This is a genomic window from Mesorhizobium sp. M0771 (assembly GCF_040320155.1).
Taxonomy (GTDB): Bacteria; Pseudomonadota; Alphaproteobacteria; order Rhizobiales; family Rhizobiaceae; genus Mesorhizobium.
In genome coordinates this window covers 94730-107672 of sequence record NZ_JAMYPC010000013.1, presented here as the reverse complement: position 1 = coordinate 107672, position 12943 = coordinate 94730, and the positions used below count along the sequence as shown (strand labels likewise).

11 protein-coding genes are annotated in these 12943 nt (G+C 63.3%); 10 read left to right on the top strand and 1 reads right to left on the bottom strand.

The features are described from left to right. The first annotated feature begins 5 nt into the window (after positions 1-5). The 7 genes from NKI05_RS20140 to NKI05_RS20110 all read left to right on the top strand — a co-directional run bounded on the left by NKI05_RS20140 (position 6) and on the right by NKI05_RS20110 (position 7124). Positions 6-782 carry a DUF427 domain-containing protein gene (locus NKI05_RS20140; protein WP_023715545.1) on the top strand — a complete coding sequence of 259 codons (777 nt, stop codon included), beginning with the start codon at positions 6-8 and terminating at the stop codon, positions 780-782. A 35-nt stretch (positions 783-817) separates the two neighbouring features. Further along, the gene (locus NKI05_RS20135) at positions 818-2461 is read left to right on the top strand and encodes an ABC transporter substrate-binding protein (RefSeq protein ID WP_023703589.1); all 1644 of its coding nucleotides are present in this window, start codon (positions 818-820) and stop codon (positions 2459-2461) included. Positions 2462-2498: 37 nt separating this feature from the next. Then, positions 2499-3458 (top strand): ABC transporter permease, encoded by a 960-nt coding sequence (locus NKI05_RS20130; protein WP_031196280.1) that lies wholly within the window; start codon positions 2499-2501, stop codon positions 3456-3458. Continuing rightward, a complete protein-coding gene (locus NKI05_RS20125; protein WP_023816361.1) occupies positions 3455-4336 on the top strand; it encodes an ABC transporter permease in 882 nt (293 codons plus the stop codon). The genes NKI05_RS20130 and NKI05_RS20125 overlap by 4 nt, the downstream gene beginning before the upstream one ends. 100 nt (positions 4337-4436) lie before the next feature. Next, positions 4437-4922 carry a hypothetical protein gene (locus tag NKI05_RS20120; protein ID WP_023694218.1) on the top strand — a complete coding sequence of 162 codons (486 nt, stop codon included), beginning with the start codon at positions 4437-4439 and terminating at the stop codon, positions 4920-4922. Positions 4923-5087: 165 nt separating this feature from the next. Beyond that, positions 5088-6527, top strand: coding sequence for an aldehyde dehydrogenase family protein (locus NKI05_RS20115; protein ID WP_023715546.1), 1440 nt, complete (start codon positions 5088-5090; stop codon positions 6525-6527). A 15-nt stretch (positions 6528-6542) separates the two neighbouring features. After that, positions 6543-7124 carry a DUF1349 domain-containing protein gene (locus tag NKI05_RS20110; protein ID WP_023816359.1) on the top strand — a complete coding sequence of 194 codons (582 nt, stop codon included), beginning with the start codon at positions 6543-6545 and terminating at the stop codon, positions 7122-7124. 18 nt (positions 7125-7142) lie between these two features. On the opposite strand, the gene NKI05_RS20105 is transcribed toward NKI05_RS20110, so the two are convergent. Then, positions 7143-7922 carry a helix-turn-helix transcriptional regulator gene (locus tag NKI05_RS20105; RefSeq protein WP_023684245.1) on the bottom strand — a complete coding sequence of 260 codons (780 nt, stop codon included), beginning with the start codon at positions 7920-7922 and terminating at the stop codon, positions 7143-7145. 110 nt (positions 7923-8032) lie between these two features. Here NKI05_RS20105 and NKI05_RS20100 point away from each other — a divergent pair, with 110 nt between their 5' ends. From NKI05_RS20100 to NKI05_RS20090, 3 genes are read left to right on the top strand one after another with little or no spacing between them, the layout of a single operon-like run. Then, positions 8033-10192 carry a hydantoinase/oxoprolinase family protein gene (locus NKI05_RS20100; RefSeq protein WP_023816358.1) on the top strand — a complete coding sequence of 720 codons (2160 nt, stop codon included), beginning with the start codon at positions 8033-8035 and terminating at the stop codon, positions 10190-10192. Positions 10193-10204: 12 nt separating this feature from the next. Beyond that, the gene (locus tag NKI05_RS20095) at positions 10205-12409 is read left to right on the top strand and encodes a hydantoinase B/oxoprolinase family protein (RefSeq protein ID WP_352792995.1); all 2205 of its coding nucleotides are present in this window, start codon (positions 10205-10207) and stop codon (positions 12407-12409) included. After that, positions 12406-12891 carry an acetone carboxylase subunit gamma gene (locus tag NKI05_RS20090; protein ID WP_023668821.1) on the top strand — a complete coding sequence of 162 codons (486 nt, stop codon included), beginning with the start codon at positions 12406-12408 and terminating at the stop codon, positions 12889-12891. The genes NKI05_RS20095 and NKI05_RS20090 overlap by 4 nt, the downstream gene beginning before the upstream one ends. The last annotated feature ends 52 nt before the right edge of the window (positions 12892-12943 follow it).

Here is a 12943-nt window from a genome sequence, read left to right as displayed (position 1 = left end):
CTGATATGACCGCAGCGCCAAAACTTCAGCCCCGCGAAGCCACGGCTCCGCAGCTCATCAATGTTCTGCACAGCCCCAAGCGCATTCGGGTCAAATTCGCCGGCCGCACCATCGCCGACAGCCGCAACGTCCTGGTGCTGCGCTCCAACCATTTTCTGCCGATCTATTTCTTCCCGGCCTCCTCGGTGGACCGCTCGCTCTTGAAGCCGTCCGAGCATCGCCAGCCGCATCCAGTCGGCGGCGAAACCACCTATTGGGACCTGGAGACGGGATCGAAAGCTTCTCCCAATGCGGCCTGGTCGCTTGTCGCGCCGCCGGATGAAAGCCTGTCGCCACTGGCCGGCCGCATCGCCTTCACCTGGAAAGCGGTCGACCAATGGTTCGAGGAGGAGGAAGAAGTCTTCGTCCACGCCCGCGATCCATACGCACGCATCGATGTGCTGCAGAGTTCAAGCCACGTCCAGATCTGGTTCGACGGCGAACTGATCGCCGACAGCCATCGCCCGGTGCTTCTGTTCGAAACGCATCTGCCGACGCGTTTCTATTTGCACCCGGACGATGTCAGGCTCGACCGGCTGACCGCTTCGGACAGCACGACGCGCTGTCCCTACAAGGGCATCGCCTCCTACTGGTCGGGCCGGCGCGCCGACGGCTCGGTAAGCCCCGATGTCGCCTGGAGCTACCGCGATCCCATTGCCGAAATGCCCAAGATCAGGGGCCTCATCGCCTTTTACCCGCAAGCCGTCGACCGCATCCATCTCGACGGCGAACCAGTCGCTTAAGCCATTCAACAGTCATTTCAGACAGGGGTTTCAAAATGACCAAACGCAACGACATCGATACGCTTCGCAATCTGTCCGGCGACATCTGGAACGTCGCCGTCGATGAGCACCAGGCCGGCTTCCTCAAGCGCCGCGATCTGCTGAAATACGCAGCCTTGATCGGCCTCACCGGCTTTGCCGCCTCGCAGGGACTTGCTGGTTTCGGCACGGCGCGCGCTGCCGGCGCCGGCGGCACGGTCCGCGTTGGGCTCGGACAGCCGACCAAGGCGATCGATCCCGTCTCCATCACCGATCCGGCCAGCATCGGCGTCATCAGCCAGGTCGGCGAATATCTCATCCTCGACGATCCCAAGGACGGTCTGCAGCCCAAGCTCGCTCTGTCGTGGGAGGCCGACGAGACCGCCAGCCGCTGGACCTTCAAATTGCGGCCGGGCGTAAAATTCCACGACGGCCGCACCGTCACCGCCAAGGATGTGGTGGCGAGCTTCGAGCGGCTGGTCGATCCGGCCAGCGGTTCGTCCGCTTTGTCGGCCTATAAGGGCATCCTGTCCAAGGGCGGCGCCAAGGTCGTCGACGACCAGACAGTCGCCTTCGATCTCGACGGGCCCAACAGCAACTTCCCCTTCTATGTCTCGTCCGACGTCTACAATGCCGTCATCCTGCCGGCCGACTATGCCGGCGATTTCGAGAAGAATTTCAACGGCACCGGCCCGTTCAAGCTCGAATCCTTCCGCCCCAAGCAGGGCGCCAGCTTCGTGCGCAACCCTGACTATTGGGGCGACAAGGCGCTGCCCGACCGCGTCGAAATCAAGTTCTTCGACGACGAGCAGGCGCAGGTGCTGGCGCTGCAGGCCGGCCAGCTCGACGTCATCCCGAGCACGACCCGGCTGGAATTGGCGATCGAGGGCAATCCCAACTTCAAGCTGCTCAGCGTGCAGGCAAGTTCGCATGACGAGGTGCATCTGAGGACCGACCAGGCGCCGTTCACCGACAAGCGCATCCGCCGCGCCTTGGCGCTCACCATCGACCGCGAGGCGGTGGTCAAGGGCTTGCTCAAGGGCCGCGCCATCATCGGCAACGACACCCCGTTCGCGCCGATCTTCCCCTCGGCCGATCCGTCGGTACCGCAGCGCAAGCAGGACATCGCCGAGGCCAAGCGCCTGCTTGGCGAGGCCGGCGTGCCGAACGGCTTCCCGGTGACGCTGACCACCGAGCGCGCCTATGACATTCCCGATTATGCCGTGCTGATCCAGAATTTTGCCAAGAAGGCCGGCATCGACATCAAGCTCAACGTGCTGCCGCAGGACGCCTATTATGGCTCGGCGAAGTTCGGCTCGTCGCCATGGCTCGATTCCAATCTCGGCATTACCGATTTTGGCCATCGCGGCACGCCCGACATCTTCCTCAACGCGACGCTGAAGAGTTCGGGCGCCTGGAACGCCGCGCATTTCAACAACCCGGCCTATGACGGGCTGCTGCTCGAATACGGCAAGGCCCGCGACCTTCAGGCGCAACGCCTTGCCGCGGGCAAGATCCAGACCTTGCTGCTGGACGAGACGCCGCTGATCATCAGCTACTTCTCGCAATACAGCCGCATCGTCTCGTCGAAGGTCGAGGGCGTCCGCTTCACGGCAATCTCGCATCTGCTGCTCGATCGCGTGACGTTCGCCCAGGCATGATTGCGAGACGTCCAGCCACTCCGGGCACCGGAATCCGATGCTGACCGGCCGCACTGTGTCGGTGCGGGCAGCCTCGCTTCTGCTCACGCTGTGGCTGGTCAGCATGCTGGTGTTCTTCGCCGGGCAGGTTCTGCCCGGCGATGTCGCCCGCCTCATGCTCGGGCCGTTCGCCGATGCCGAGGCCGTCGCGGCGCTGAACAGGCAGCTCGGCGCCGACCAGCCGGTGCTCGTGCAATACTGGCACTGGTTCAGCAGCGTGCTGTCAGGCGACTTCGGCACCTCCCTGTCGTTGCGTTTGCCGGTGGCGCCCTTCGTTCTGGAAAGCCTCAAGCGCTCGGCGGCCCTTGCCGGAATTATCCTCGTCTTTCTGTTGCCGCTGGGCATCGGCGCCGGCATCGTCGCCGGTCTCAACCAGGGCCGCTTTGTCGACCGCCTGATCGTACTCGCCGGCGTGTCCTTCGGCATCGTCCCGGACTTCGTCTCCGGCCTGCTGTTGCTCATCGTCTTCGGCCTGTGGCTGAACTGGTTCCCGATCACCGGCGCTGCTCCCGATGGCGCCGGGCTGTGGGTCAGTGGCTATTATCTGATCCTGCCGGCGCTGCCGCTGGTGCTGAACCTTGCCGGCTACATCGCCCGCATGACGCGGGCCGGTGTGATCGAGGCGCTGGCCGCCGACTATACGCGCACCGCCGTCCTGAAAGGCCTTGAGCGTCGCGAAATCCTCATCCGGCACGTGCTGCGTAATGCGCTGACGCCGACCATCGCCGTGCTGGCGACGCAGACCGGTTACATGCTTGGCGGGCTGGTGGTGATCGAAGCGCTGTTCGGCATACAGGGTCTCGGCAATCTGGTGCTCAACGCCGCCAAGTCGCGTGACTTCCCGATGCTCGAAGCCGGCGTGCTGGTCATGGCGACCATCTTCGTGCTGTCGGCCGCGGCAGGCGATCTCGTGAATGCCTTGCTCGATCCGCGGCAGCGCCGCCGTGTTTCGCCATGATGGAACTGATGGAATTGCCGGAGCGCCGTACGCTGGGCTGGCGGGCAGCAAGTCGCATCCGCGAGACTGTTTCGCAGCTGCCGCCCTCGGTGATCGTTGGATCGCTGATCCTGCTGTTCTGGGTCGGCTGCGCCGTGTTAGGCAGCCTGTTTGTGCCCTACGATCCCTATGCCGAGGATTTCCTCGTCATGCTGGCGCCGCCTGATGCCGCGCACTGGTTCGGCACCGACCAACTTGGCCGCGACGTGCTGTCGCGCATCGTCGTCGGCTCGCGTGACATCCTGCTGGTCGCGCCGGCAGCAATACTGCTCGGCGTTGCCGCCGGCAGCGTGCTTGGCCTCGTGCTCGGCTATTTCGACGGGCTGATCGACGCCATCGGCGCCAGGCTGCTCGACACGCTGATGGCCTTTCCCTTCATCGTCCTCGTCACCATGGCGCTGGTCGCGCTTGGGCCATCGAACCTCACCGTCATCCTTGTGATCGGCATCGCCTATGCCCCGCTGGTGGCACGGACGGTGCGTGCCGCCGTGCGCGAGCAGCGCGAACGCGACTATGTCAGCGCCGCTCGTCTCGGCGGCGAGAGCGCTCTTTCCATCATGTTCCTCGAGATCCTGCCTAATGTCAGGGAAACCATCCTCATCGAGCTGGTCACAAGGCTTGGCTACGCCTTCTTTTCGATCGCCACGCTGAGCTTCCTCGGCCTCGGCATCCAGCCTCCCTCAGCCGATTGGGGACTGGCGGTCGCCGACGGCTACGGCTTCCTGACCGGCGGCAAATGGTGGGTGGTGATCTTCAACTCCGCAGCCATCGTTTCGCTTGTCATGGCAACCAATCTGATCGCGCAAGGCATGGGGGCCTTCGAAAACAGCGACCGGTGAAGAGCGGAACGCTCAGCAAAGCTGACGCGCAATCGCGGACCGTGCGCTAAAATCGTTCCTCGTGATTCGGCTCTGACAGGGCCTCAAAGCAAGGAACGGCATGAGCAAGGCCCTCATTACATTCGCATTGGTCGCGGTGCTCACCGCATTGCTCATGGCGCTCAGCCTGGCGGTCGCCAGGCACGGCTATCCCTATGGCGCGATCGGGGTGAGGCGGCTGGACGGCATCGCCGATGCCGGGTCGTTCCTGCCACTCGCCGCCGTCTATTTTTTCGGCGCCATGCTGATGATGATCCTGCCGATCCGCGCCGCCGGCATCGTCTTGACCCATGCTGCGGATGCGCTGTTCTGGGCGGTGATTGCCCTGTTCGCCACAATTGTCGGCTGTCTCGTCGCCCGCTGGGCTTTCGGCCAGAGCAGCGTGCTGTGGGCGCTCCTGAACTGGCGTTTCCTGTTCGCCGCGGCCATCGTTGGCAGCCATTTCACCATGAACGAGCTGCGCCGCAACATCCTGCTCAGGAGCTTGTTCTTCGTCATCTTCGCCGCGGCGACGCTGGCTTGCCTGTTCTGGACTTTTCCGACCTGACAGGGCCGCTTCATATTGTCCATCTTGAGGTCGCGGCTTTCATAGCCGCGCGCCATCGGCTATCCAGTCCGCAGCTAGATTTCAGCCCTCACAGTGTCGTCATTTGTCTGATAAATGATTCAGGCATACGGCACCCCCAGCGAACCAATACAAGGAAACCGCGACATGAGCCTGTTTCGTAAAAATCTGATCGATGGCGAGTGGGTGGGCGAGGCCGGCTCGCGCAACATCAATCCCTCGAACACGGGCGATGTCGTTGGCGAATATGCCTCGGCCGGCGCCGAGCAGGCAAAGCAGGCCATCGCGGCGGCCAAAGCCGCCTTCCCGGCCTGGTCGCGTTCGGCGCCGCTGGTGCGCCACGCCGTGCTGAAAAAGGCGTCGGACGAGATCATGGCGCGCAAGGACGAGATCGGCCGCGCGCTGTCGCGCGAAGAGGGCAAGACGCTGGCCGAGGGCATTGGCGAGACCATCCGCGCCGCCCAGATCTTCGACTTCTTCGCCGGCGAGACGCTGCGCCTGTCGGGTGAATTGGTGCCCAGCGTGCGCCCGGGCGTCGGCGTCGAGATCACCCGCGAAGCCGTCGGCGTGGTAGGCATCATCACCCCGTGGAATTTCCCGATCGCCATCCCCACCTGGAAGATCGCGCCGGCGTTGGCCCACGGCAACACCATCGTCTTCAAGCCGGCCGAATTGGTGCCGGAGAGCGCCTGGACCATCGTCGACATCCTGCACCGCGCCGGCCTGCCGAAAGGCGTGCTCAATTTGGTCATGGGCAAGGGCTCGGTGGTCGGCCAGGCCATGCTTGACAGCCCCGACCTCAACGCCATCACCTTCACCGGCTCGGTCGGCACCGGCAAACGCGTGGCCGCGGCAAGCGTCGAGCACATGCGCAAGTTCCAGCTCGAAATGGGCGGCAAGAATCCGATGGTCGTGCTCGACGACGCCGACCTCGCCACGGCGGTCGAGTGCGCCATCAACGGCGCCTATTTCTCGACCGGCCAGCGCTGCACGGCCTCGTCGCGCCTGGTGGTGACCGAAGGTATTCACGACCGCTTCGTTGCCGCGCTCAAGGAGCGTCTGGAAAAACTCATCATCGGCGATGCGCTCGATGCCAAGACCCAGATCGGGCCCGTCGTCGATGCGAGCCAGCTGAAGCAGGACGAGGATTACATCGCTATCGGCAGCCAGGAAGGCGCCAACCTTGCCTTCGGCGGCGAGCGGCTCGATCGCGAAACGCCCGGCTTCTACCTCCGGCCGGCGCTGTTCACCGAGAGCACCAACGCCATGCGCATTTCGCGGGAAGAAATCTTCGGCCCGGTAGCCAACGTCATTCGCGTCAAGGACTATGACGAGGCGCTTGCGGTTGCCAACGACACGCCATTCGGCCTGACCTCCGGGATATGCACCTCTAGCCTCAAGCATGCCACGCATTTCCGGCGCAATTCCGAGGCCGGCATGGTGATGGTCAATCTGCCGACCGCCGGCGTCGATTTCCACGTCCCGTTCGGTGGCCGAAAGGGATCGAGCTACGGCCCGCGCGAGCAGGGCCGCTATGCCGCGGAGTTCTACACCACGGTGAAGACAGCCTATACATTCGCCGGCTGATCGACGGGTGACCCGATGGCAGCGGCGAAAGAGGACCTGACCTGGCTCAACCCGCCGCCGCACCATGCCTTCGGCGATGGCATCGTGCATATGCGCACCGCCGGGGAAACCGACTTCTGGCGCGAAACCTTCTACGGTTTCTGGCGTGACAATGGCCATTTCCTGTATCGGCCGGTCGAGGGTGACTTCAGCGCCGAAGTCACGGTCAAGGGCGACTACAAGGTGCTCTACGACCAGGCCGGGCTGATGCTGCGGCTGAGTGAAACGCACTGGATCAAGGCCGGCATCGAATACACCGACGGGCTGGCTTACATTTCGGTGGTGGTCACCAACGACACCTCGGACTGGTCGCTGCTCAGCATTCCCACCGGCCCCGACGGCGTGCGCATCCGGCTGACCCGCCATGCCGAGGCGATCCGCATCCAATATCTTGATACCACCGATGGCAAGTGGAAGCCGGTGCGGCTGGCTTATTTCCCGATCTCCAAATCCGTCGATGTCGGCATGATGTGCTGCTCGCCGCAGCGCGAAGGGTTTGAGGTAACATTCTCCGGCTTTACTGTCGGCCCGCCGATTTCCAGGCAACTGCACGACTGACGCAATATCGATGGCGGACTAACCGTCTGCCCGATGCTGGAAGAACTGCAAAAACAGCTCCCGTTCGGTGGTTATGTCGAGCTTCTCGTAGATGCGGCGGCGGTGGTTCTTCACCGTGCCGACGGCGATGCCGAGCCGTTCCGCGATGTTGGCGGTCGGATGTCCCGCCAGGATCAACTGCACCAATTCCCGCTCGCGCAGCGACAGCTCCGGCCACAGGCTCGCCGGGATGGTCGGCTCCTGCCGGGGCGAGGCGCCGGGGCCGGTCGGCGCCGATGTGCGGGAGAACTCGGTGCCGCGCGCCTTGATGTCGAGCGCATGCAAGGCCTCGAACACCGGCAGCCGCTCGTCCAGCAGGGCGATCTCGCTCTCCTTGAAGGTGGAGGTCGAGCGGTCGAGGAAGATGCCGAGGCACCAGTCGCCGCCATCGGCCAGCATGATGCCGACCTCATCGCAGATTTCCGACTGCGCCAGGAAGCCGGCTATGTACTGGCCGCGCTTGGCCTCGTCATCGGCAAGCCGCTTCAGCGGCAGGATGCCCAGCCTCTGCTCACGCCGCCACGAAGCATAGAACGGGTCGAAGACGTAGTAATTGTCGAGATAGCGCCGGACCATCTCGTCGGAGAAGCGCCGGTGCTTGATGAATTCCGGCGTCTGCGTCGCCGAATATCGGGTCACGGTGACGAGATCGTGCTCGATGTCGGCGCCGATCAGGTCAATCAGGCAGTCGACATGCCTGTCCGTACCGGTGGCGGCAATCGCCCTGGCGAGCGGCCCCCAGATATTGCCCATGCGCATGCCCTTTTCTCGGCGATCCCGGTCCGGCGGACATTGTGTCTTTTGGCATATGGCGCAAGGCCGCCCAAGGAATCTAGCTTGAGCCATCCTACAGCAATCCTGAGGCGACCGTGACCCAACCCAACCTCACCAGCCCCATCGTCGGCAATCCAATCGTCATCGGCATCGACGCCGGCGGCACCATGACCGACACGATCCTTGTCGACCAGGACGGCCACTTCAAGATCGGCAAGTCGGCAACCACGCCGAAGAACGAGGCCGAAGGCTTCCTCGCATCGGCCGAAGACGCGGCCGACGCCTGGGGCATCTCGCTGGAGCAGCTGTTCTCCGGCGTCAACGTCGTGCTCTATTCCGGCACCGGCATGCTCAACACACTGTTGTCGCGCACCGGGCGCCGGCTTGGCCTGATCACCACCAAGGGTCTGGAAGACATGATCCTGATGGGTCGCGGCCTGCAGGCCTGGGCCGACTATTCCTATGCCGACCGGCTGCATGCGGTGACCCACCATCATCCCGATCCGCTGGTGCCGCGTCGTCGCACCCATGGCGTCACCGAGCGCATCGACCAGTTCGGCGACATCGTGCTGCCGCTCTACGAGCATGAAGTCGCGATTGCGGCCAGGAAGCTGATTGCCGACAAGGTCGAGGCGATCTGCATCATGACCATCTTCTCGCACGTCAATCCGGTGCACGAAAAGCGCATCGCCGAGATATGCCGCGAGGAGGTGCTGAAAGCCGGCGCCGACATCCTCATCTACACCAGCCACGAGGTCCGCCCGGTCATCCGCGAACAGTCGCGGCTGAACTCGGTGCTGATCGAAGCCTACGCGACGTCGCGCGGCCGCAAGCAGCTTAGGGGTATCGAGGACGTTTCGAAAAAATACGGCTTCAAATACGGCGTGCAGACGCTGCTGTCCTTTGGCGGCCTGACCTCAATCAACCATCCGCGCCTGCACGAAACCATGATTTCCGGCCCGATCGGCGGTATTCTCGGCGCGGCCTATGTCGGCAAGCTCATCGGCAACGACTCCCTGATCTGCTCGGACATGGGCGGCACCTCCTTCGACATGGGCGTCATCTCGCGCGGCCAGACGCGGATCGAGAACGAGCCGCTGATGGACCGTTTCAAGCTCAACGTGCCGACGCTGCATCTCGACACGATCGGCGCCGGCGCCGGCATGATCCTCAAGGTCGACCCGCTGACCAAGAAAGTCTCGCTCGGGCCGGAAAGCGCCGGCTCCGACCCCGGCCCCATCTGCTTCGCCAAGGGCGGCACTGAACCCACCATCGCCGATTGCGACGCCATACTAGGCCGCCTCAACCCGTATTATTTCCTCGGCGGCAAGGTCGTCTTGCAGGTCGAGAAGGCGCGCAAAGCGTTTGAGGAAAAATGCTCCAGCATCCTTGGCGTCGGTGTCGAGGAGGCTGCCGAAGGCATGATCGACATGCTGGAAGACGATGCCAACAACGCGCTGCGCCGGGTCATCTCCGGCCAGGGCATCCATCCCTCGGAATTCACGCTGCTGTCCTATGGCGGCTCGGGTCCGCTGCATCTGGCCGGCTGCTCCAGGGGCATCGGCTTCAAGGACATCATCACCTTCCAGTTTGCCGCCGCCTTCTCGGCCTTCGGCTGCACCACCGCCGATTTCATGCGTCGGCATTCGGTCTCGACGCAGCACGACATCGGCGCCCGCGCAAGCGATGACGAGCTGCTCGCTTTCGGCAAGAAGGTCACCGACGTCTGGAATGATCTCACCAAGGCGGCGGTCGACGAGATGATCAGCGACGGCCATATCAGAGACAAGATCAAGACCGTGCCGTTCCTGATGATGCGCTACACCGGCCAGCTCGAGGATGTCGAGGTCATGGCACCGCTTGCCGAGGTCAATTCGGCTGACGACATGCGTAGGGTCATCGACGAGTTCGAGGCGGTCTACGCCAAGGTCAACCATCGCGTTTCGCGCTATGGCGAAGCCGGCTTCACCATCACCGAGCTCGGATTGATCGCCACCGCCGACAAGGTCAAGCCGGTGCTCTTGAAGCGCCGGCTCGGCAAGTCGGCCCCGGCAGCAGCGCACAAGGGCGCGCGCGAGGCCTATATCGGGGGACGCTGGCACAAGGCCAATCTCTACGAGATGGACCTACTGCAGCCCGGCCATGAGGTGATCGGTCCGGCCATCATCGAACATCCCGCCACCACGCTCGTTGTTCACCCGCAGGACCGTGTCCACGTCGATGAGTGGACGCTGCTGCATTACACCCATTCTTGAAAGGGCACCGCCATGTTGGACAAACCTGCCTCGGCTCTGCGCCTTCGCGAACGGCTGCTCGATTCAGAACGGCTGATGGAACAGACCGGCTGCTATGACGGCATCACCGAGCTCACGCTACGCAACCAGGACCCGCTGAAATTCGAGACGCTGCACACCAAGCTGCGCGCCTATTGCGTCTCGGCCCGCGAAATGGCCCGCCGCATCTCGGCCTCGCCCGGCGTGCGCGAAGTCGGCGAAATGGTGGTGGCGATCTATACGCCCGAGGGCGATGCGATCGCGCTGTCCAACGGCATCATGGTCCACGTCCACACGATGAGCCGCTTCATCAAATGGATGATCAAGAACAATTACGAGGAAAACCCGAAGATCCGCGAAGGCGACATCTTCGCCAACAACGATGCCTTCATCGGCACCGTGCAGGTGCCCGACGTCATGGACGTGGTGCCGATCTTCCATGAAGGCACGCTGGTCGGCTGGGCCGGTGCGGTCTGCCACGAGCTCGAAGCCGGCGGCATCACGCCCGGCGGCGACGTCTGCCTGGCGCAGGAGCGCTTCACCGAAGGCCTGTTCGTCTGCGCCGAAAAGATCGGCGAGAATGACGAGATCCGCCGCGACTACGTCATCCGCTGCGAGCGCAATCTGCGCATGCCGATCTACTGGGTGCTCGACGAGAAGGCCAAGGTCGCCTCCTGCATCGACATGCGCGAAAGCGTCAAGCAGCTGATCTCCGAGATCGGCCTCGACTACTGGATGAAGGTGTCGAAGGAGTTCATCGAGGAGGGCCGTCGCGCCCAGCTCGCCCGCACCTGCCAGCTCACCGTGCCCGGCATCTATCGCGGCCACACCTTCTACGGCCATGTCACGGCGGGCAAGCCCGGCTTCCAGCTGCTTGGCGATCCCGACTGGCTCTACAACATCCCGATCGAGATGGAGATCACCACCGACGGCAAGATCACCATGGACTTCGAGGGCACGCAGCCCTGGGGCTACCATTCGATGAACTGCACGCCGGCCGGCATGGATGGAGGCATGTTCGTCACCTTGACCCAGCACATGAACTTCGAAGGCCTGGTCAATGACGGCGCCTGGATGGCGACCGAGCTGAAGCTGCCGCACGCCACCTGGACCAACCCCGACAATGAGATGGTGGCGACCGCCACATCCTGGGCGCTGCTGCTGCCGGCCTATGGCGTGTTCCAACGCCTTTTGTCGCGCGGCTTCGTCGCGCGCGGCTTCGTCGAGGAAGCCTTCGTCGGCCAGGTCAACAGCCCGATGATCGAGATGGGCGGCGAAAGCCAGTACGGTACGCCGTTCGGCATGGCGCATTTCGAATGCGCCGCCGCCGGCTCCGGCGCGCTGGCCATCGCCGATGGCCTCGACACCGCCTATGTCGGCTGGAATCCGGAATCCGACATGGGCAACATCGAGGTCTGGGAACAATCGATGCCGATGGTCTATATCGGCCGCTCGATCGTCCCCAATTCGGGCGGCGCCGGCAAATATCGCGGCGGCTGTTCCTTCGTCTCGACCTGGCTGATCAACAAGACCTCGCACCTGCGACTGCACACTTCGGAACACTCCTCGCGGGTATTCGACAATGGCGGCATGTGCGGCGGTTATCCCGCGCCGACCTGCCAGAAGCATCGCGCGGTGCGCAACTCCAACATCCACGAACTGGCGGCAAAAGGCGAACCGCTCGCGCATGCCCCAGGTATCGATCCGCATGTCTCCGACTACGAGAAGAACATCGGCGGCGACCATGCCGTGGTCGAAGGCCCCTACATCACCTCGCCGCACAAGTCGGGGGACATCTTCAGCCATTCCTACAATGGTGGCGGCGGCTACGGCGACGTGCTGGAGCGCGATCCGGTCAAGACCGCCTGGGATGTCGAGAACGGTTTTCTCACCCGCCAGGCGGCGATCCAGATTTTCGGCATCGTGCTGAAGGACGACGCCGAGGGTTATCCGGTTGCCGATATCGACGCCACCGTCGAACGTCGTGCCGCCATGCGCAGAGAGCGTCTGGCCAAGGCGATCCCGGTTTCGGACTGGATCGCTGCCGAACGCGGCCGTGTCGAGAAGGCCGACTTCGCGCCCGAGGTGAAGAAAATGTATGCCAGCGCGATCAAGCTATCGTCGCGCTTCACCAGGGATTTCAGTGATTTCTGGACCGTCGACGCCAGATCGATCTTCATGCCGGGAGCAAAGGCATGACCTCATACAGCAAGGAAGTCCTCGGCGATCTCTCAGCCGGCAAGCTGCCCTGGCCGCAGACAAAGCGCATCATGAGCGCCTACAAGGACGACGACCGCTTCTTCAAGATGCTCGCCGTCTATCAGGACCGTGTCGCATGGAAGGACCCGATCCTGCTGCCGGTCTCGGATCACCTCTTCATCTGCCAAAGCGGCGATGAACGGATCACCCGCTGCGAATGCGGCCACTCCTTCGGCGACTACCGCAAGAACTGGAAGCTCAAGGCTGCGATCAACGTGCGAAACACCGAGGAAGCGCTGCGCGAGATCTATCCCAACAGCGATATCCCCGATCCGCAATGGATGGAAATTCGCGAATTCATCTGTCCACAATGCGGCACCATGCACGAAGTGGAAGCGGCGGCGCCGGGCTACCCGATCGTCCATGATTTCGAGCCAGATCTCGAAGGCTTCTACCGCGAGTGGCTGGGCAAACCGCTTTAGCGAAACTCGATGTTACGGCCGCGTTGCCGGCAAGGTAGCGCTCCTAGCCGGC